This window comes from Pollutimonas thiosulfatoxidans (assembly GCF_004022565.1).
GTDB lineage: Bacteria > Pseudomonadota > Gammaproteobacteria > Burkholderiales > Burkholderiaceae_B > Pusillimonas_D > Pusillimonas_D thiosulfatoxidans.
The window spans coordinates 2225791-2244542 of sequence record NZ_CP022987.1 but is presented as its reverse complement, the minus strand read 5'-3'; the positions used below and the strand labels follow the sequence as shown (position 1 = coordinate 2244542).

The 18752-nt window shown below is 60.1% G+C and carries 18 protein-coding genes and 1 tRNA gene; 15 read left to right on the top strand and 4 right to left on the bottom strand.

Annotated elements, in window-relative coordinates; translation table 11 throughout:
* Positions 1–5 precede the first annotated feature (5 nt).
* Positions 6–2492 (top strand): bifunctional acetate--CoA ligase family protein/GNAT family N-acetyltransferase, encoded by a 2487-nt coding sequence (locus tag CKA81_RS10805; RefSeq protein ID WP_128355276.1) that lies wholly within the window; start codon positions 6–8, stop codon positions 2490–2492.
* Here the strand turns inward: CKA81_RS10805 and CKA81_RS10800 are convergent.
* Positions 2478–3149, bottom strand: coding sequence for an alpha/beta hydrolase (locus CKA81_RS10800; protein ID WP_128355275.1), 672 nt, complete (start codon positions 3147–3149; stop codon positions 2478–2480). The genes CKA81_RS10805 and CKA81_RS10800 overlap by 15 nt on opposite strands.
* Positions 3146–3694, bottom strand: a complete 549-nt coding sequence (gene yjgA, locus CKA81_RS10795; protein WP_128355274.1) for a ribosome biogenesis factor YjgA — start codon at positions 3692–3694, stop codon at positions 3146–3148. Before yjgA ends, CKA81_RS10800 begins: the two co-directional genes overlap by 4 nt.
* 59 nt (positions 3695–3753) lie before the next feature.
* Here yjgA and pmbA point away from each other — a divergent pair, with 59 nt between their 5' ends.
* From pmbA to erpA, 7 genes are all read left to right on the top strand, one after another.
* Positions 3754–5121, top strand: coding sequence for a metalloprotease PmbA (pmbA, locus tag CKA81_RS10790; RefSeq protein WP_128355273.1), 1368 nt, complete (start codon positions 3754–3756; stop codon positions 5119–5121).
* A gap of 101 nt (positions 5122–5222) precedes the next feature.
* Positions 5223–6326: a TRAP transporter substrate-binding protein gene (locus CKA81_RS10785; protein WP_128355272.1), complete on the top strand. Its 1104-nt coding sequence runs from the start codon at positions 5223–5225 to the stop codon at positions 6324–6326.
* A gap of 242 nt (positions 6327–6568) precedes the next feature.
* A complete protein-coding gene (rplM, locus tag CKA81_RS10780; protein WP_128355271.1) occupies positions 6569–6997 on the top strand; it encodes a 50S ribosomal protein L13 in 429 nt (142 codons plus the stop codon).
* Positions 6998–7006: 9 nt separating this feature from the next.
* Positions 7007–7399: a 30S ribosomal protein S9 gene (gene rpsI / locus CKA81_RS10775; protein WP_128355270.1), complete on the top strand. Its 393-nt coding sequence runs from the start codon at positions 7007–7009 to the stop codon at positions 7397–7399.
* Between the two features lie 156 nt (positions 7400–7555).
* Positions 7556–8623 carry an N-acetyl-gamma-glutamyl-phosphate reductase gene (gene argC, locus CKA81_RS10770; RefSeq protein WP_128355269.1) on the top strand — a complete coding sequence of 356 codons (1068 nt, stop codon included), beginning with the start codon at positions 7556–7558 and terminating at the stop codon, positions 8621–8623.
* Between the two features lie 54 nt (positions 8624–8677).
* Positions 8678–9436 (top strand): DUF6776 family protein, encoded by a 759-nt coding sequence (locus CKA81_RS10765; RefSeq protein WP_128355268.1) that lies wholly within the window; start codon positions 8678–8680, stop codon positions 9434–9436.
* A 63-nt stretch (positions 9437–9499) separates the two neighbouring features.
* Positions 9500–9868, top strand: coding sequence for an iron-sulfur cluster insertion protein ErpA (erpA, locus tag CKA81_RS10760; RefSeq protein WP_128355267.1), 369 nt, complete (start codon positions 9500–9502; stop codon positions 9866–9868).
* Positions 9869–9879: 11 nt separating this feature from the next.
* Here the strand turns inward: erpA and CKA81_RS10755 are convergent, their stop codons facing one another.
* Both CKA81_RS10755 and CKA81_RS10750 read right to left on the bottom strand, forming a co-directional pair.
* Positions 9880–10992, bottom strand: coding sequence for an anhydro-N-acetylmuramic acid kinase (locus CKA81_RS10755; RefSeq protein WP_128355266.1), 1113 nt, complete (start codon positions 10990–10992; stop codon positions 9880–9882).
* Positions 10993–11012: 20 nt separating this feature from the next.
* Positions 11013–12377 (bottom strand): M23 family metallopeptidase, encoded by a 1365-nt coding sequence (locus CKA81_RS10750; RefSeq protein WP_128355265.1) that lies wholly within the window; start codon positions 12375–12377, stop codon positions 11013–11015.
* A 243-nt stretch (positions 12378–12620) separates the two neighbouring features.
* Here CKA81_RS10750 and tyrS point away from each other — a divergent pair, with 243 nt between their 5' ends.
* The 7 genes from tyrS (at position 12621) to CKA81_RS10715 (ending at position 18364) form a co-directional block, all read left to right on the top strand.
* Entirely contained in the window at positions 12621–13850 is a 1230-nt protein-coding gene (gene tyrS / locus CKA81_RS10745; protein ID WP_128355264.1) for a tyrosine--tRNA ligase, read from the top strand.
* A 23-nt stretch (positions 13851–13873) separates the two neighbouring features.
* Entirely contained in the window at positions 13874–14518 is a 645-nt protein-coding gene (locus tag CKA81_RS10740) for a YbhB/YbcL family Raf kinase inhibitor-like protein (RefSeq protein ID WP_128355263.1), read from the top strand.
* Positions 14519–14698: 180 nt separating this feature from the next.
* On the top strand, positions 14699–15943 hold the full coding sequence (gene glyA / locus CKA81_RS10735; RefSeq protein WP_128355262.1) for a serine hydroxymethyltransferase: 1245 nt from the start codon (positions 14699–14701) through the stop codon (positions 15941–15943).
* A 39-nt stretch (positions 15944–15982) separates the two neighbouring features.
* Positions 15983–16444 carry a transcriptional regulator NrdR gene (nrdR, locus tag CKA81_RS10730; RefSeq protein WP_128355261.1) on the top strand — a complete coding sequence of 154 codons (462 nt, stop codon included), beginning with the start codon at positions 15983–15985 and terminating at the stop codon, positions 16442–16444.
* On the top strand, positions 16441–17577 hold the full coding sequence (ribD, locus tag CKA81_RS10725; RefSeq protein ID WP_394342511.1) for a bifunctional diaminohydroxyphosphoribosylaminopyrimidine deaminase/5-amino-6-(5-phosphoribosylamino)uracil reductase RibD: 1137 nt from the start codon (positions 16441–16443) through the stop codon (positions 17575–17577). Before nrdR ends, ribD begins: the two co-directional genes overlap by 4 nt.
* Before the next feature lie 10 nt (positions 17578–17587).
* The gene (locus tag CKA81_RS10720; protein WP_128355260.1) at positions 17588–18211 is read left to right on the top strand and encodes a riboflavin synthase; all 624 of its coding nucleotides are present in this window, start codon (positions 17588–17590) and stop codon (positions 18209–18211) included.
* A gap of 62 nt (positions 18212–18273) precedes the next feature.
* Positions 18274–18364: transfer RNA gene (locus tag CKA81_RS10715), tRNA-Ser, on the top strand.
* Positions 18365–18752: the final 388 nt, after the last annotated feature.

Below are 18752 nucleotides of genomic sequence, written 5' to 3'. Positions count from 1 at the left end.
AAATCATGCCGCGTCATCGTCTCGCCTCTTTGTTCGAACCGCGTACGCTGCTTGTGCTGGCCGAGAGCGAGCTGACGCTGATGGCAACGCCTCCGCGTTGCCTGCATAACGCCGTAAGCACCGTCCCGGTGGCCAGCGGCCAGCCCATCACCTTGCCGACCACACTGGCCGGTGTGGCGGCTGGCGCGCGCCTCGACCTGGCGCTGGTGTGCGTGGCGCCGGCTCGCCTGCCCGAAGCGCTCGAGTCGCTCAAGCCGGCACGACCACGCAGCCTGGTGGTGCTGGCACACCCGCAGGCCTCGGCCGATCCGGTAGAAGACATAGCATATTGCCGAGCCTGGGCAACCCTGCAAGACTGTACGCTGCTGGGCCCGCGGGCTTTCGGTTTGCAGCGCCCGCATCTGGGCCTGAACCTGACTCATCAGCCCAAGGTGGCCTTAAGCGGTCGGGTCGCACTGGTGGCGCAGTCCCGATCCATCACCTCGGCGGTTCTCGATTGGGCCGAGGATATCGATCTGGGGTTCTCTGCCGTGGTGTCCTTGGGGGACGAGGCGGGTGTCGACATTCCGGATGTGCTCGATTATTTGGCCATGGACACGCGCACCGAAAGCATAGTGCTGTACCTGGAAGATGCCTCGTCATCGCGGCGCTTTACCAGTGCGCTACGCGCTGCGGCCAGCGTCAAGCCCGTGGTGGTGCTCAAGTCGGGGCACAAGGTGCTCAGGCCGTCCATCGAAGACGCCGTATTCAATGCCTTGCTGCGCCGCGCCGGCGCCGTGCGCATACGTTATTTCGTGCAGCTGTTTTCGGCCTTGAAGGTCATGGTGCACACGCGGCGGGTGCGCGGCCGCAAGATCGCCCTGTTTTCCAACGGCAACGGGGCGTCCCAGCTGGCCATTGATGTCATCGGCGATAACGAATCCGTGTTCCCGGCAGAACTGGCGCAGTCCACCATCAAGGCGCTCAGGGATCTGCTCGAGCCTGGCGCCAGCACCGTCAACCCGATCGTAACGCACGCCCCCTTGTCGGCGGACAAGGTGCAGCGCGTGGTCGCGTTGCTGGAAGCCGATACGGGCGTCGATGGCGTGTTGGTGTTGTTGGCCCCCGACCCCTTGTCTGATCTGGAAGGTGTGGCGCGCCAGGTGGCAGGCATGGCGGCCCAGGCACGCAAGCCCATTGTTTCCTGCTTTATGGGCGACGCGGGCATGCGCGCGCTGCGGCAAGTGCTCGACCGGGTCGGCACGCCGGCCTTCCGCACCCCCGAATCGGCTGCCAATGCCTTTGGCATACTGGGGGCGTATCACTACAACCAAACCTTGGCGCAGCAGACATTGCCGCCCGAGCCGCTGGGCAAGCCGCCCTTGCTGGACAAGGCCCGAGCCCTGGTTGCCCATGCCCAACAAGAGCGCCGGCGCAGCCTGACGCCACAAGAGTGCGAGCAACTGCTGGCCTGCTTTCACATACCGGTGCGCGTGGCGGCGCAAGCCGATGCCCATGGTATCGACCGCGAAGACAACATGCCGATGTCCATACGGGTGCGCCGCGATCCGCGTTACGGGCCGTACTTTCTGTTTGGCTCTGGCGGGGATGATGCGCTGATCGCCGGTGGCTTCCCCGCCCTGGAGCTGCCACCGCTCAATCGCTATCTGGCCCGCAAGCTGGTCCAGCGCAGCGATTTGTGGCGCGGGGCCTTGTCGCGGCAGATGACGCCAGCCGCATTCGAGAATCTGCTGGAAGCGCTGGAGAACCTCTCGCAGGCAGTCAGCGAACTGCCCGCGCTGGACAGCTTCCTCATCGATCCGCTGTATGCGGACGATATGCAACTGATTGCCCTTGGCGTGCAGGTGGACTTGCGCAGCGAATCCATGCTGGTTCTGCCCGAAACCACCGGTTATCGGCACATGGCCATACATCCCTATCCGCGGGGTCTGGTCCAGGCCAAGACGTTCAAGGATGGCCAGCCCTGGATGCTGCGGCCCATACGACCAGAAGATGCCGAGCCCTTGCAGGAGTTCGTGCGCGGCTTATCGGACGAGTCGCGATACATGCGCTTCGTGTCCATGCTGCGCGAACTCACGCCGCGTATGTTGGCGCGCTACACCGCGATCGACTACGACCGCGAACTGGCCCTGGTGGCCACAGTGCAGATGCCCAACCCCTTGAACCGGGGGCACCCGCGCGAGCAGATCATCGGCTTTGCGCATTATCTGCGTAATGCGGATGGGCGTGGGGCCGAATATGCGCTGGTCATCGGCGATGCGTGGCAGCGGCGCGGCCTGGGCGCCCAGTTGATGCGCGGGCTGATCGATGCCGCTCAGCAGCAGGGCCTGACCTATATCGATGGCGTGGTCCTGGCATCCAACCGTCCGATGCTGGCCTTGATGACGCATCTGGGTTTTCAAAACGACCAGGACCTCGAAGACGCCACGATGCGCCGGGTGTGGCTGAATCTGGGTGAAACCGGCGGGGTCCAGTCGCTATACGAGCACTGAACGCAAGAAGGCCGACACATCGTCGACTTCGGGCAGACATACCGAGTGGGGCATCGGATAGGTCTTCCAGGTGACGGTGTAGCCCATCTTGTCCAGTGCGGCCCGGGTGTCTTCGGCACGGGCCAGCACCACCACGGGGTCTTGCGTGCCGTGAGCCAGGAAAATAGGCGTGTCCTGATTGGCGGGATGACGCTCGGCCTCGATCAGCGAAGCCAGTGGCAAGTAGCCCGACAAGCCAATGATGCCGGCAAGCTTTTCATCCAGGCGCAGGCCGGTTTGCAAGGCCATGGCGCAGCCCTGAGAGAACCCCGCCAGCACGATGTTGGAGGTGGGTACGCCGCGCTGGTTCTCGCGGGCGATCAAGGACTGGACTGCAAGCTGTGAGTCCCGCAGGCCTGGCTCATCTTCGCGGCGCACCAGATCGGGCGCGAAAATGTCGTACCAGGCTCGCATGGACACCCCGTTATTGATGGTGACGGGGCGCACGGGCGCATGAGGAAAAACAAAGCGGATCGCGGGGCAGCCCTGTAGTTTCAGCTCGGGCACCAGCGGTGCGAAGTCGTTGCCATCGGCACCCAGGCCATGTAGCCAGATAACGGCATGTTGCGGTTCGGGGCCGGTTTCTATTTCTATGCATTCCAGCAAGGTAGAGCTCATTCGGTTTCCTGTGTGTCGTCCAGGGCTTTCAGTGCCTGAAATAGCGCCCGGTAATGTTTGCGTTGTGGATCCTGGCCGGCTTGCAGACGTTCGTTGGCTTGCGCCTCTTTGCGTCCCTCGCGTATCAGTGTGCGCAGATGCTGGATGTCGGCGCCCGGATATTCCTTCAAGAGGCCAGTCAGGGCGTCATCGTCGCGCAACAACAGGTCGCGCAGCGACTCGATCCGGTGCATGGCCAGTGTTTGCTGCTTTGATCCATTTTCCCAGATGTCCAATTGGGTTCGGATGGCGTCCGCATCGGCGTCGCGCATCAGTTTGCCCACGTAGTGAATCTGGCGTCGCCGGCCTTCGCGGCTGGTTGTCTTTTGCGCCAGCTTGATGGCATCGAGCATTTTTTCTGAGAGCGGCAGTTGTTTCAGCTTTTCTGAAGACAGGTCGACCAACTGCCGTCCCAGGTCTTGCAAGGCGAGCATGTCGCGCTTGACCTGAGACTTGCTGGGCCGGTCGTAGCCGTGGTCGGGAGTTTCGTCAGGATTATTTGACATGGGTTCGAAAAAATTGGCGTTAATTGGCTATGATAACCGTCTAACCTGAAAGAGCATCAATGAGCCACCCATCCACTTCCTCCTTGCCCATCGTCGAAAACCAGGCACGCTTTCGTGAACTTGTCGGCGACGCGCTCAACCATGCCAAATCCCTCGGCGCCTCCGATGCAGCCGCCGAAATATCCGAAAGCCGCGGCTTGTCGGTGTCGGTACGCAATAAAGACATTGAAACCGTCGAGCAGACCCGCGACCGCTCGCTGGATGTCACCGTGTTCGCTGGTGCCCGCCGGGGTTCGGCGTCGACCTCGGATTTTTCGGCCCAGGCACTGCGCGAAACCGTCGAAGCCGCCTGGCATATCGCCCGCTATACCGCCGAGGATCCCGCCGCAGGCCTGCCCGAGGCCGAGCTTCTGGCTCGCGACTATATCGATCTCGGTTTGCACCACCCCTGGGATATCACCGCCGAAGACGCGGCCAGCCTGGCCATACGCGCTGAAAGCGCCGCACAGGACACCAGCCCGCTGATCACCAACACTGACGGTGCATCGGTAGACACCTATGAAGGCCACTTCGTGCTGGGCAACAGCCGGGGCTTTCTGGGCGGCTACCCGTATTCGCGTCACAGCCTGTCGGTGGCGCCAATTGCCGGCAAGGGCGCCCATATGCAGCGTGATTACTGGTATTCCACGGCGCGTGCGGCCGGCGATCTTGCCGAGCCCGAGGCGGTAGGCCGCTACGCTGCCGAACGCAGCCTGTCGCGCCTGTCCGCCCGCCGCATCAAGACCGGTCGTTTCCCTGTGCTGTTCGAGGCCCCCTTGGCCATCGGTCTGCTGGGGGCGCTGGTGCAGGCGACCAGCGGCGGGGCCTTGTATCGCAAAGCCAGTTTCCTGCTGGACAGTCTGGGCAAGCCCGTGCTGGCCGATCACCTGGACGTCATGGAAGACCCCCACATACCGGGCGGCATGGGCAGCTCGTCGTTTGATGCGGAAGGCGTACGCACCACGCCGCGTGATGTCGTCGTCGCGGGGGTGCTGTCGGGCTATTTCCTGTCCACCTACACCGCCCGCAAACTCAATATGCAAACCACCGGCAATGCAGGCGGATCGCATAACCTGCAGTTGCGCTCGCGCCATACCCAGCCGGATGACGACTTTCGCGCGATGCTGCGCAAGCTGGGCACCGGCTTCCTGGTTACCGAACTGATCGGGCAGGGCGTCAATTACGTGACGGGCGATTATTCGCGCGGTGCGTTTGGCTATTGGGTGGTCGATGGCCAGATCCGCCATGCGGTTCAAGAGGTCACCATCGCCGGCAACCTGAAAGACATGTTCCGCCAGATCGCCGCCATCGGTGCCGACACCATCACGCGTGGTTCGAAAACCACCGGCTCTATATTAATAGAGCAGATGTCCATCGCAGGCCAATAAGGCAGGGCTAATACTGCGTTACAAGCCTTGCAACACGGTGTAATATCTGCGTTGGCAGTTTTACTGCAAAAAATAAACGAATGCCCACAGGAGAGCCTTTAATGCAGCGTCGTTCATTCCTTAAAAAAGCCGGCCTCGGCGCTGTGGCAGGTTCTGCCGCTGTAGCCGCCCCCGTTTTTGCGCAAAGCAATCCCAAGATCAGCTGGAAAATGACATCCACCTACGGACCGTCGCTTCCCCCGCTTTACACGACTGCACAGACATTCTGCAAAATGGTCGAAGAAGCCTCCGACGGCAACTTTTCCATCCGCCTGTACCCGGCTGGCGAAATCGTTCCCGGCTTTGGCGTGATGGACGCAGTCGGCAACCGCACGGTCGAATGCGGCCAGACGGCTTCTTACTATTACTACGGTAAAGATCCTTCCTTCTGCTTCGACACCGCCGTGCCTTTCGGCCTGAACGCCCGCCAGATGTACTCCTGGATGTACGAAGGCGACGGCATGAAGCTGATGCGCGAACTCTTCGCACCACGCAATATCATCAACTTCCCGCTGGGCAATACCGGTACGCAAATGGGCGGCTGGTATCGCAAGGAAATCAAATCCGTCGCCGACCTGCAAGGTCTGAAAATGCGCACGGCCGGTTTCGCTGGCGAAGTCCTGTCCCGCATGGGTGTGGTGCCTCAGCAGATTCCTCCTGGCGACATCTACCCATCGCTGGAAAAAGGCACACTGGACGCCGTCGAATTTGTCGGCCCGGTCGATGACGAAAAGCTGGGCTTCCAGAAGGTCGCCAAGTACTATTACTATCCGGGTTGGTGGGAAGGTTCCGCCCAGGTATCGCTGTACGTCAACGACGAAGCCTACAACAGCCTGCCCAAGCAATATCAGTCCCTGATCGAAATCGCCTCGCGTGCCGCGGGCGGCAAAATGATCGGCGACTACGACGCCAACAACCCTGCAGCCCTGCGCCGCCTGATTGGTAGTGGCGCTGTGCTCAAGGCTTTCCCGCGCGATGTCATGGACGCGTCCTTCGCCGCTTCCAACGAGCTCTACAAAGAGTTCTGCGCCAAGAACGAAATGTTCAAGAAGATCCACGACAACTACATGGAATTCCGCGACAACATCGTGCCATGGTTCCGCGTTGCCGAAGGTTCCTACGACAACTATCTGGGCCTTGCCCTGGCAAACCAGAAAAAATCGTAAGCAGGCAAGCACAACAAAACGGCCGCGCGAGCGGCCGTTTTGTTGTCCGGGCGCCGCGCCCAGACAAGGGCAGGCGCCAGAATGCTTAATTGCGACAGCGACTTATGGTATTATTATGGGCTTTTCTGGCTACTTGCACGGGCGAAGAACAACGCTTAGGCAGTATTTATAGTTTTCTTTAGCCAGGAAAGCGCGCCATGCAATGTTTGCGTGGCCATCAAACTGTATATTTAGGAACCATCATGAAGACCTTTGTGGCCAAGCCGCATGAAGTCAAACGTGACTGGTACGTGATTGACGCCAAGGGCAAAGTCCTCGGTCGTGTGGCCAGCGAAGTCGCACGTCGTTTGCGCGGCAAGCACAAGCCAGAATTCACGCCCCACGTTGACACCGGCGATTATATTGTCATCATCAACGCTGCCGACATCGTTGTGACCGGTAATAAGTCGCAAGACAAGATTTACTACCGTCACTCGGGATACCCAGGTGGTATCACCGAGACCAACTTTCAGAAGATGCAAGAGCGTTTTCCTGGCCGTGCCATCCAGAAAGCCGTCAAAGGCATGCTGCCCAAGGGGCCGCTCGGATACGCCATGGCCAAGAAGCTCAAGGTTTATGCTGGCGCCGAGCATCCCCATTCGGCTCAGCAGCCCAAACCGCTGGAAATCTAAGGACAGGTCATGATCGGTAATTGGAATTATGGAACCGGCCGCCGCAAAACATCGGTGGCTCGCGTTTTCTTGAAGAAAGGCTCGGGCAAGATCGTTGTCAACGGCAAGCCCGTTGATGAATACTTCGCTCGCGAAACCGGCCGTATGGTCGTTCGTCAACCCCTGGAACTCACCAGCCACCTCGAATCGTTCGACTTCCATGTCAACGTTCATGGCGGCGGCGAAAGCGGCCAGGCCGGTGCAATACGCCACGGCATCACTCGCGCCCTGATCGACTACGACGAGACGCTTAAACCGTCCCTGAAGCAGGCCGGTTTCGTAACGCGTGACGCCCGTGAAGTCGAACGTAAGAAAGTCGGTTTCCACAAGGCACGTCGCCGCAAACAGTTCAGCAAGCGTTAATTCGCTGTACTGGGGCTACACGCCTGGCGACACCAAAAACCCCCGGCCCAGCGTCGGGGGTTTTTGCCTTTGGGTCAGTTTTGTCCCGGCTTTTGCCACGGGCAAGCCGGCTTGTTGCATAATCTATTGTGTTGAATCGCGTTTTTAGGAATTGTTATGACGACGGCAGCAGCTCCCTCTCGGATCAAGGTTGGTATTGTTGGTGGTACCGGATACACGGGCGTCGAACTGTTGCGCCTGCTGTCTCAACACCCCCAGGTCGAGCTCACCGCCATTACCTCGCGCAAAGAGGACGGCATGCCGGTGTCCGACATGTACCCGAATCTGCGTGGTCATGTAAACCTGGCGTTTCAAACGCCCGAAAAAGCTGCGCTCGAGCAGTGCGATGTGGTGTTTTTTGCTACGCCTCATGGCGTGGCCATGAGCCAGGCCGAGGCCCTGCTCAAGCATAAGGTTCGCATCATCGACCTGGCGGCCGACTTCCGCCTGCAAGATCTCCAGGTGTTCGAGCAGTGGTACAAAATGCCGCACGCCTGCCCACCCGTCTTGCGTCAGTCGGCTTACGGCCTGGTAGAGCTCAACCGGGAAAAAATCGCCAATGCACAAGTCATAGGCAACCCGGGCTGCTATCCGACCACAGTACTGCTGGGTCTTGCGCCCTTGCTGGAAGGCGGCAAAAAGCTCATCGATACCTCCAACATCATTGCCGACTGCAAGTCGGGGGTGTCTGGCGCCGGCCGCAAGGCCGAAGTCGGTAGCTTGTTCTCCGAGGCCAGCGACAACCTGAAGGCCTATGCCGTACGCGGCCATCGGCATCATCCCGAGATCTCCGAGCAACTGCAGATCCTGGCCGGGCAACCCGTCGGCCTGATCTTCGTGCCTCACCTCGTACCCATGATCCGGGGCATGTTTTCGACCTTGTACGCGCGCATACTGCCCGAGGCACTCGACACTGATTTCCAGGCCTTGTTCGAAGAGCGTTATGCTGACGAGCCCTTCGTTGATGTCATGCCGGCGGGCAGCCTGCCCGAAACCCGGTCGGTCCGCGCCTCGAATGTGTTGCGCATTGCCGTGCACCGGCCCGAAGGCGGCAATCAGCTGGTCGTCCTGGTCGCGCAAGACAACCTGGTCAAGGGGGCGTCCGGCCAAGCCGTCCAAAACATGAACCTCATGTTTGGGCTGCCCGAATCAACCGGCCTGACTCAGGTTGCCGTGCTGCCGTAACATCCGCGAACCCGGCAAGCGGGAACTGTTCCCCTTGTTGGGGGTCTGTTCATCATGCACAAATCAGAGTCAGCCGCGCAGCCTTCGCCGGCAAGATCGGCATCGCAGGCTATCGCGCGGCGGTATCGCACGCGTCGGCTACGTTATGCGCTTTGGCTGGGCATATTAGTACTGGGTCTTATATTGGGTGCATCGGTCGCGCGCCATTGGTTCGGCAACGAAGCCTTGCGCCAGTATGATGTCTTGAAATCTCAAACGCAGGCGCAGCTGAACCAGGTACGCGCACAGCTTGCCGCGGCGCGGGCCCAGAACGATGCGCTGCAGGGCCAGTTGATGGTTGAAGAAAGCACCCGCAGGGGGCTGGTAACATCACTGGCGGACGCGCAGGCCGAGCTTGGCCAGTTGCACGAACAGTTGGCGTTTTTCGATCAGTTGTTGCCGCCGGGGCCCAAAGGGGCGGTCAGTATACGGGCCCTTGAAATCGAGCACGTCGGGCCCATCTTGCAATACAAGGTACTGCTGATGCGCAATGCGCAAGAAGACGTCCCCTTCAGCGGCCGGATGCAGTTCGTGGCCAAGGGTTTGCGTCAGGGCAAGCCGGCCACTGTTACCCTGGACCCCGTGCGCTTGCCGGGCAACGAGCCGGCCGAGGCCGCGCCCGCTACCCTGGCGCTGGGTTTTGACCAGTTCCAGCGAGGCGCCGGCGTGCTGGGCATACCCCCCGACTTCACGCCGCAGACTGTTACGCTCAACGTCCTGGAGGGCGACACTTTGCGGGTATCGCGTACTGTGAATCTGCCCGCCGCAGATTGATCGCAGCGTGGTGTTATAGTAGTTTTTATGGCGCGGCCCGATCAGGCCGCCACGGAGTACCAAATGAATACCCTTACCGAAACCACCAATCTCCAAGCGCCGCCGTCCCCGCTGCTGTTTACCGACGCCGCGGCATCAAAAGTCAAGGATCTCTTGGCTGAAGAAGGCAACCCCGAACTGAAACTGCGCGTTTTCGTGCAGGGTGGCGGGTGCTCGGGCTTCCAGTATGGTTTCACCTTCGATGAAACCATCAACGACGACGACACCACCATCGACAAGGCAGGCGTTCAGTTGTTGGTCGACCCCATGAGCTTCCAGTATCTGGTCGGGGCCGAAATCGACTACAAGGACGATCTGGAAGGCGCGCAGTTTGTTATCCGCAATCCCAACGCCACCACCACCTGCGGCTGCGGCTCGTCCTTCACACCTTAAGACGCCGTATCTCAGGCGGGGTATTTGCAGCCAAGCACGTTGGCTGAGACTGCGCCTGTAACCGAAGGCAGCCCGGCGGCATAAGCTTGGTCGTGGGCCCAGGCCAGCCAGGCAAATGCCAGGGCCTCCACCTGTTGTACCGGTACACCCAGCTCACTCGTAGCCCGGACGGGGTAGGGCAGGGCGGCGGTCAACTCACGCATCAGGCTGCCATTCAATGCGCCACCGCCGCAAACCAGCAGGTCCTCCGTATTCGGGGCGTAGCGCTTCAGAGCCCGGGCGATAGTCTGGACGGTCAGTTGTTGTAGCGTGGCCTGTACATCTTGCTCTCTCAGCCCGGCCGCCTGCCAATCAAATTGTGCAAGCCGCTGACCAAGCCATGCCCAATTGAATCGGTCGCGCCCCGTCGACTTGGGTGGCGGCAGTTCAAACCAGGGCTCACTGCTCAGCAAGTAGTCCAGCAATTTGGTATTGCATAGTCCGCTGGCCGCCCACGCACCGTCTTCGTCGTAGGTCTTGCCCTTGCAGGACGCCACCCACAAATCCAGCAAGACATTGGCCGGACCGGTATCAAAGCCGCGCACTTCCTCGTTGGGGTCCAGCAAGGTCAGGTTGGCAATGCCGCCCAGGTTCAATACCGCGCGTGGTCGTGAACTGGCAAACAATGCCTGGTGAAAGGCGGGAACCAGGGGTGCTCCCTGGCCGCCGGCCGCCACATCGCGTGAGCGGAAATCCGCAATAACGGCGATGCCGGTGCGCTGGGCCAGCAGGGCGGGGGCGTTGATCTGTATGGTGTAGCCGGCTGCGGGATCGTGGCGCACGGTTTGGCCATGTGCCCCGATGGCTCTTACGTCTGACGGTGTGCAGCGGGCAAGTGCAAGAAGTTTGAGGGTGGCGCTTGCATAGAGTTCGGCCAGCGCGTTGGCAGCCAGCGCAGAGCGGGCGAGTTCGTCGGGCCCGGTGATGTTCAAGGCCAGGAGCTCGGCTCGTAGTGGCGCCGGCATGGGCAATGAAACCGCTGCACGAACCGTCGGCTGAGTTGGCCGGCTAAAGTCGGCCAGCACCGCGTCCACACCGTCGGTACTGGTGCCCGACATCAATCCTGCATAAAGCATGTTAGGCATGGGCGCGCTGAGCCAGCCGCTTAGCGGCTGGCCACCTGCGTGTCGCTGTCCTGCAACGTAGTAAGCAGGTGGATGTGCTCTTGGTACTGCGCGACCGCTTTCTCGAAGGCCAGACGGTGCGACTTCTCGAGCGTACGTGCCACTGGCAGGTCGACAGACAAGGGATCTACCGGCGTTTTGTTGACACGGAACTCATAATGCAGATGCGGACCGGTTGCCCACCCGGTGGCGCCGACGTACCCGATCAGTTGACCTTGCTGCACGCGATCGCCCTTCTGCAGGCCTTTGGCGAAACGGCTTTGGTGGGCGTACAAGGTGCTATAGCCATTGTGATGCGTCAGGATGATGGTATTGCCATAACCATTCTGGCTGCCCTTGAAGGACACCACACCATCGGCTGTGGCATGTATGGGGGTGCCGGTAGGTGCGGCATAGTCGACGCCCTTGTGGCCGCGCCAGCCGCCATGCACCGGGTGCTTGCGCATCCCGAAGGTGGAGCTGATGCGCGAAAACTTGAGGGCCGTGCGCAGGAAGGCCCCTTTCAGGCTGCGCCCTTCAAAGTCGTAATAGCTGCCCGAATCGCCATCGGGCGAGAACCACACTGCTTCATAGGTTTTTTTCTTGTTGATGAATTCCAGCGCCAGAATGCGGCCTACGCCGATTTCGCGGCCGTCGTGGCTGTATGACTCGTAAATGATGCGGAAGCGGTCGCCTTGGCGCAGATCGCGTATGAAGTCGATCTTGCTGCCCAGTATGTCGGTCATCTGCATGGTGATGGCGTCGGGGATGTCGGCTTCGTCAGTCGCCCCGAATAGCGAGCTTTTGATTTCGCTTTCGGCGATACGCACCTGCATGTCTGCCGGCTGGCTTTGCTCTATGGCCGTAAAACCCCCGGCGTCGTCGGGCGTGATTTCCAGCCAGCGCGAGACGTATTGGCCGTTATCTTGGGCGCCCGGCGTATGGTTGTACCGCAGCCACTGCAGTTGGCCGTCCTTGTCCAGGGCCGCCTGTATGCTGCGGCCCGGGTATAGCTTGTAGATGGATCGTGCGTCTTTGTTCTGTACCAGAAATTGCTGCAGGCCGGGCTGCTGTATGCGCAGGCGCTGCAACAGCGCTGCCAAGGTGTCCCCGCGCCGGATCTGGGTTTCGCTGATATAGGGGGTGGATGAACTGAGGGGCTCGGGGAAGGGATTGGGCAGTGCCAGCGGCTGATTTGCCTGGTATACCGGTGGCGCCTCGGGCGGCTTCACCACAGCTAAAGCCGCGGCTCCGGCGAACAATCCCAACGCAATCAGTACAAGACCATTGCGAAATAAATTACGAGTGCGATGTGCGCTTAACGTGTGACGGTACGAGGGAGTGCCATTAGTCCCTTTTTTGAACATAAACTAAACCTGGTTGTGCGCTGCTGAATTGGTGGGAAGCCCGCCGGCCGGTCGCGTGCAGATACGCGTCCTGGCCACGAGCTGCGCCCTTTTTTTCTAGTGCGAGGCGCTCTGATAATATGTTGCCGTGAGACTTCAGGACGGATGCGCTTGCCATGCAAGGGCGCGCCCCGCACGCTATGCTAGCGTATTAAGCCTGATTTTTCGAGCATTTTTTTGTATATCTCCTGATAAAGCGCCGTTATGCCGTCCACTGAAGCACCAATTTCCCCAGAAGTACAAGAGCATCTGCGCATCGCCAAACGGGGCTGCGACGAACTTTTGGTTGAAACCGAGTTCGCCGCCAAGCTGGCCCGCAGCCATGCCAGCGGCACACCGCTGCGCATCAAGCTGGGGCTGGATCCCACTGCGCCGGACATTCATCTGGGCCATACCGTGGTGCTGAACAAGATGCGGCAACTGCAGGATCTTGGCCATACCGTTATTTTTTTGATTGGCGACTTCACTTCCATGATCGGCGACCCCAGCGGCCGCAATGCAACGCGGCCGCCCCTGACGCCCGAGCAGATTCACGAAAACGCCAAGACCTATTACGCCCAGGCCAGCCTGGTGCTGGACCCTGCCCGTACCGAGATTCGCTATAACTCTGAATGGTGCGATCCGCTCGGCGCCCGTGGGCTGATCAAGCTGGCCTCGCGCTATACCGTGGCACGCATGATGGAACGCGAAGACTTCACGCGGCGATTCAAGGGCGGCATCCCCATTTCGGTTCACGAGTTCCTGTATCCCTTGATGCAGGGCTACGACTCCGTCGCCCTGAAGGCCGACCTTGAACTGGGCGGCACCGACCAGAAGTTCAATCTGCTCGTCGGACGCGAACTGCAAAAGGAATACGGCCAGGAGCCGCAATGCATCTTGACCATGCCCTTGCTTGAAGGCACGGACGGTGTCGACAAAATGTCCAAGTCCAAGGGCAATTACATAGGCATCACCGAGTCGCCCGACTCCATGTTCGGCAAGCTCATGTCCATTTCCGATACGTTGATGTGGAAGTACTTCGAGCTCCTGTCGTTCCGCTCCATGCAAGACATCGCCCAGTTACAAAAGCAAGTAAACGACGGCATGAATCCGCGCGATACTAAGGTCTCGCTGGCGCAGGAAATCGTCGCGCGCTTTCATTCGCAACACGCTGCCCAGCAGGCCCTGGCAACTTTCGACGCGCGATTCCGCGATGGCGCCATCCCCGAAGACATGCCGGAAGTCCAGCTGGGCGCCGCACCACTGGGCATACTGAAGGTATTGCGCGAGGCCGGCCTGGTGGCATCCGGCTCCGAGGCGCAGCGCAATGTAGAGCAGGGCGGCGTGCGCGTCGACGGCGATCGCATTGATGACAAGGCACTGCAATTGCAGGCCGGCACCTACGTGGTGCAGGTGGGCAAACGGAAGTTCGCCCGCGTCACCTTAACTGGCTGACACCCCTTACAAAGGAGTTCGTTATGAAGCTTTTCAGCGATTCTTTTACCGATCAAGGCTCTATCCCAGAGCGCAACGCCTTCGGCAAAATCGACGGACAGAACCATGTCGCGTTGGCCGGCAACGAGAACCCCCACCTGGCATGGACCGATGTACCGGACGCGACGCAAAGCTTTGTTGTCATCTGCCACGATCCCGACGTACCCAGCAAGCCGGATGACGTCAATCAGGAAGACCGCGAAATTCCCAGCGCATTGCCGCGTGTTGATTTCTACCATTGGGCCTTGGTCGACGTCCCGGCCACCTCCACCGAGATCGCCCAGGGCGCCTATTCCAGTGGCATTACGCCACGCGGTAAAGCCGGCCCACTGGCGCTCGATGGCACACGTCAGGGTGTCAATGACTTTACCAATTGGTTTGCCGCCGATCGCGACATGAATGGCGATTATTTCGGCTACGACGGTCCTTGCCCGCCCTGGAATGATTCCATTCCGCATCGCTACGTCTTCACGGTATACGCGCTGGACATCGCCGAGCTTCCTTTCGAGGGGCGCTTTACCGGTGCCGACGTGATCAAGGCGATTCAGGGCCATGTGCTGGGACAGGCGTCCATTACCGGTCTATATACCTTGAACCCGCGGCTAAAGAATAGCGCGACCCAAGGGTAGTGACGGACACCATGAACAAGCCTCAAGTCAGTTTGAGCTTCGACTGGTATTGACGAGGTTTTAGGCCGGAAAGAATCGGTATGTGGGGCGTTAGACGGTGTTGACCGGGAAATCCGGGGCAATCACGGTAAAATGTCCGTCTTTGTCTTTCGCCATCGCAGTCTTTCACCAGGATATCCAATGTTTGACCGTTCCCGTACCCTCGATCACGCCGACCCAGATGTCTGGGCCGCTGTCCAGAAAGAAAATGTCCGCCAGGAACAGCATATCGAGCTGATCGCCTCCGAAAACTACACCAGCCCGGCAGTGATGCAGGCGCAGGGTACGCAGTTGACCAACAAGTATGCAGAGGGATATCCGGGCAAACGATATTACGGCGGTTGCGAGTACGTCGACATCGTCGAACAACTGGCTATTGATCGCCTGAAGGAAATCTTCGGTGCGGAAGCCGCCAACGTACAGCCCAACTCGGGCTCGCAAGCTAACCAGGGTGTTTATATGGCTGTGCTCAAGCCCGGCGACACCGTGTTGGGCATGAGCCTGGCCGAAGGCGGTCACCTGACACACGGTTCGCCGGTCAACGCCTCGGGCAAGCTGTACAACTTCCTGTCTTATGGGCTGGATGCCAACGAAGAACTGGATTACGACCAGCTCGAGCAACTGGCAAAGCAGCATAAGCCCAAGCTTATCGTAGGCGGTGCGTCGGCTTACTCGCTGCGCATCGACTTCGAACGCATGGCCCGTATTGCACACGACAACGGCGCGCTGTTTATGGTCGACATCGCCCACTACGCCGGTTTGGTGGCGGGCGGTGTTTATCCCAACCCCGTGCCGCATGCCGACTTCGTTACCTCCACCACGCATAAATCGCTGCGCGGCCCTCGTGGCGGCGTCATCATGATGAAGGCCGAACACGAGAAAGCCGTCAATTCGGCAATTTTCCCGGGCATTCAGGGCGGCCCACTAATGCACGTCATTGCCGCCAAAGCCGTGGCCTTCAAGGAAGCGCTGCAGCCCGAGTTCAAAGACTATGCAGCCCAGGTCGTAAAGAACGCCGACGTACTGGCGCGTACGCTGGTCAAGCGCGGTCTGCGCATTGTGTCCGGTCGCACTGAGAGCCACCTGATGTTGGTCGATCTGCGCGCCAAGGGCATTACCGGCAAGGAAGCCGAAGCAGTCCTGGGTGAAGCACATATCACCGTAAACAAAAATGCCATCCCGAATGACCCGGAAAAGCCTTTCGTCACCAGTGGCGTTCGCTTGGGCACGCCGGCGATGACAACGCGCGGTTTCAAGGAAGCCGAGGCCGAACTCACCGGCAACCTGATCGCCGACGTGTTGGACAACCCACGCGACCAAGCATCCATCGCCGACGTTCGTGCCCGAGTCAACGAACTGACGGCGCGCTTGCCGGTCTACCGTTAACGCGACAACAGCCCCGGCATCATCCGGGGCTTGCCACTTATGAAATGCCCATTTTGCAGCAGCTTCGATACGCAGGTCATCGACTCTCGGGTTTCAGAAGAGGGCGACACCATCCGTCGTCGTCGGCGCTGCACGGCCTGTGACCGTCGTTTCACCACCTACGAGCGCGTCGAGCTGGTCATGCCCACATTGGTCAAGCGCAATGGCACGCGGGTGGAGTTCGATGTCGATAAGTTGCGGGGCAGCCTGAACCTGGCATTGCGCAAGCGCCCGGTCAGTACCGAGGATGTCGATGCCGCAGTGGCACGCATCGAAGAGGCCTTGCTGGTCAGCGGCCTGCGCGAAGTGGAGTCCGGCTATGTGGGCGAACTGGTGATGGCCGAGCTCAAGAAGCTGGATCAAGTCGGCTACGTGCGCTTTGCGTCAGTCTACAAAAGCTTTGAAGACATCGGCGAATTCGTCAAGGCCATCGACGAAATCCAGGTTCAGCGCAAGCCGTGAACGCCAGTCCGGTCGCCACCGACGAGCACTGGATGGGCAGGGCGCTGGCGCTGGCGGAAACCGTCATGGCCATCACCTCGCCCAACCCGCGCGTTGCTTGCCTGATCGTCCGTCAGGATCAACTGCTCGCCAGCGGCGCCACGCAGCGTGCCGGCGGCCCGCATGCCGAAGTAATGGCCTTGCGGCAGGCGGACGAGCGCGGCTGTGTGACGACGGGCAGCACCATCTATGTAACGCTGGAGCCCTGCAGTCATCATGGCCGCACACCGCCCTGCGTGGACGCTTTGATACGCGCCCAGCCAGCGCGCGTGGTCATTGCCATGCGCGACCCCAACCCCCTGGTAGGCGGACAGGGCATCGCGCGGTTGCGGGCCGCTGGCATCGAGGTAAGAGTGGGTGTCTGCCAGGAAGAGGCATTGGCGCTTAACCCGGGGTTTGTGGCCCGCATGACGCGCAAGACGCCGTGGGCCTGGCTCAAGCTGGCTGCCTCGTTGGACGGCCGCATCGCGCTGGCCAACGGCGAGTCACAATGGATCACCGGCCCGGCCGCGCGGGCCGACGGTCATCATTGGCGTGCCCGCAGTTGCGTCGTACTGACCGGATCGGGAACGGTGCTGGCAGACAATCCGCAAATGAATGTGCGTCATGTAGAGACCTCCCGACCGCCCATCAAGGCCATTGTCGATACCCGCTTCGAAGTGGACGAGAACGCGCGCATTTTCGACGGTATCAAGACCTGGGTGTTTACATGCAGTGGCAACCCCGAGAAGGCCAGGCGCCTGGCCGAAAAGAATGTCGAAGTGGTCGAACTGCCGCCCAATAACGGTCGCGTCGATCTGGGCGCCATGATGCGCTGGATGGGACAGAACGATATCAATGAGGTGCATGTCGAGGCCGGCGCACGACTAAGCGGCGCCTTGCTGCAGGCCGGCTGCGCGGATGAACTGCTGGTATATTTGGCGCCGGTGCTGTTGGGCGACGCCATCGGGATGGTGGGCATGCAAGCCTTGCAGTCGCTGGCCGAGGCGCAACGGTTCGAGTTCATGGAAACCACGGCGCTGGCACCCGACCTGCGTTTGCGCGCCCGGCATGTCGGCCACTGGAAATCGCTGATGGAAAGCGTGCAGGATTAAGGAATCGTCAATGTTTACAGGTATTGTTGCAGCCGTCGGAAATATTGTTCAAGTCGCGCCTTATCACGACGGTGACCGGGACGCGGGCGCGCACGTATGGGTACGTGCGCCCGGCTTCCTGCGCGAATCCACACGGCTGGGTGACTCCATCGCCATCCAAGGCGCATGCATGACCGTCGTAGAACTGGGCAACGACAGCTTCAGCGTGGATATTTCTCGCGAAAGCCTGAGCAAGACCGCCGGCCTGGACACCGAGGGCGAGGTCAACCTGGAGCATGCGCTGCGCATGGGCGATTCGCTGGATGGCCATCTGGTTTCCGGCCATGTCGACGGGGTGGGCGAAGTCAGCGGCTTCGAGCCTGTGGGCGAATCCTGGGACTTGCGCATCCGCGTGCCGCACAACCTGGCCCGGTACATGGCGTACAAGGGTTCCATTACCGTCGACGGCGTAAGCCTGACGGTCAACGAAGTGGATGACGACGGCAGCGGCTGCCAGATCCGCATCAATCTTATTCCGCATACCGTGCAGGTCACGACCCTGAAGCATTTGACGGTGGGGTCGCTGGTTAACCTTGAGGTCGACATGATCGCACGCTACGTGGAGCGGGTGTTGGCCGTTAAGGGCCAAGCCTGAAAAACCATGCGGACGCGATTCTGTTAGAATAGCGGACTTCGCTTTTGTTCAAAAAGCAGAACGGACAGGTGGCCGAGCGGTTGAAGGCGCACGCCTGGAAAGCGTGTATACGTGAATAACGTATCGGGGGTTCGAATCCCCCTCTGTCCGCCAAGAATTAGTCTACAGCAGTACATAGAAGTCTACGGAACCCACACAGTTAAACGCTCTGCGGGTTTTTTGTTGTCTACGGTAATCTATGACAGCCTCTAGCCAGATACCCCCCATCTGGGGGTACATTTGGGGGTATCTCCTGTACCCGCTGGAAAAAGTACCCCCAATATGGCCCTGACCAACATCCAATGTAAGCAGGCTGTACCCAAGGCAAAGCCCTATAAGCTAGCGGCTGGCGCTGGGCAAGATGATTGAAGTGGGCGACCTTGAAAAACGCATCGAGGCGCTTGAGGATCAAGCGGGGCAAACATGAGCGCACTAGAAAGAAGGCTCGTGAAACTTGAGCGGGTGCACGGGGGCGGCGTTCAAGAACGGCTGTTCGTCTTCA

What these genes read in the sequence shown, in the direction of transcription:
- CKA81_RS10805 (WP_128355276.1), top strand. Translation starts at nt 6, where the DNA reads ATGCCGCGTCATCGTCTCGCCTCTTTGTTCGAACCGCGTACGCTGCTT.
- CKA81_RS10800 (WP_128355275.1), bottom strand. Translation starts at nt 3,149, where the DNA reads ATGAGCTCTACCTTGCTGGAATGCATAGAAATAGAAACCGGCCCCGAA.
- yjgA (WP_128355274.1), bottom strand. Translation starts at nt 3,694, where the DNA reads ATGTCAAATAATCCTGACGAAACTCCCGACCACGGCTACGACCGGCCC.
- pmbA (WP_128355273.1), top strand. Translation starts at nt 3,754, where the DNA reads ATGAGCCACCCATCCACTTCCTCCTTGCCCATCGTCGAAAACCAGGCA.
- CKA81_RS10785 (WP_128355272.1), top strand. Translation starts at nt 5,223, where the DNA reads ATGCAGCGTCGTTCATTCCTTAAAAAAGCCGGCCTCGGCGCTGTGGCA.
- rplM (WP_128355271.1), top strand. Translation starts at nt 6,569, where the DNA reads ATGAAGACCTTTGTGGCCAAGCCGCATGAAGTCAAACGTGACTGGTAC.
- rpsI (WP_128355270.1), top strand. Translation starts at nt 7,007, where the DNA reads ATGATCGGTAATTGGAATTATGGAACCGGCCGCCGCAAAACATCGGTG.
- argC (WP_128355269.1), top strand. Translation starts at nt 7,556, where the DNA reads ATGACGACGGCAGCAGCTCCCTCTCGGATCAAGGTTGGTATTGTTGGT.
- CKA81_RS10765 (WP_128355268.1), top strand. Translation starts at nt 8,678, where the DNA reads ATGCACAAATCAGAGTCAGCCGCGCAGCCTTCGCCGGCAAGATCGGCA.
- erpA (WP_128355267.1), top strand. Translation starts at nt 9,500, where the DNA reads ATGAATACCCTTACCGAAACCACCAATCTCCAAGCGCCGCCGTCCCCG.
- CKA81_RS10755 (WP_128355266.1), bottom strand. Translation starts at nt 10,992, where the DNA reads ATGCCTAACATGCTTTATGCAGGATTGATGTCGGGCACCAGTACCGAC.
- CKA81_RS10750 (WP_128355265.1), bottom strand. Translation starts at nt 12,377, where the DNA reads ATGTTCAAAAAAGGGACTAATGGCACTCCCTCGTACCGTCACACGTTA.
- tyrS (WP_128355264.1), top strand. Translation starts at nt 12,621, where the DNA reads ATGCCGTCCACTGAAGCACCAATTTCCCCAGAAGTACAAGAGCATCTG.
- CKA81_RS10740 (WP_128355263.1), top strand. Translation starts at nt 13,874, where the DNA reads ATGAAGCTTTTCAGCGATTCTTTTACCGATCAAGGCTCTATCCCAGAG.
- glyA (WP_128355262.1), top strand. Translation starts at nt 14,699, where the DNA reads ATGTTTGACCGTTCCCGTACCCTCGATCACGCCGACCCAGATGTCTGG.
- nrdR (WP_128355261.1), top strand. Translation starts at nt 15,983, where the DNA reads ATGAAATGCCCATTTTGCAGCAGCTTCGATACGCAGGTCATCGACTCT.
- CKA81_RS10720 (WP_128355260.1), top strand. Translation starts at nt 17,588, where the DNA reads ATGTTTACAGGTATTGTTGCAGCCGTCGGAAATATTGTTCAAGTCGCG.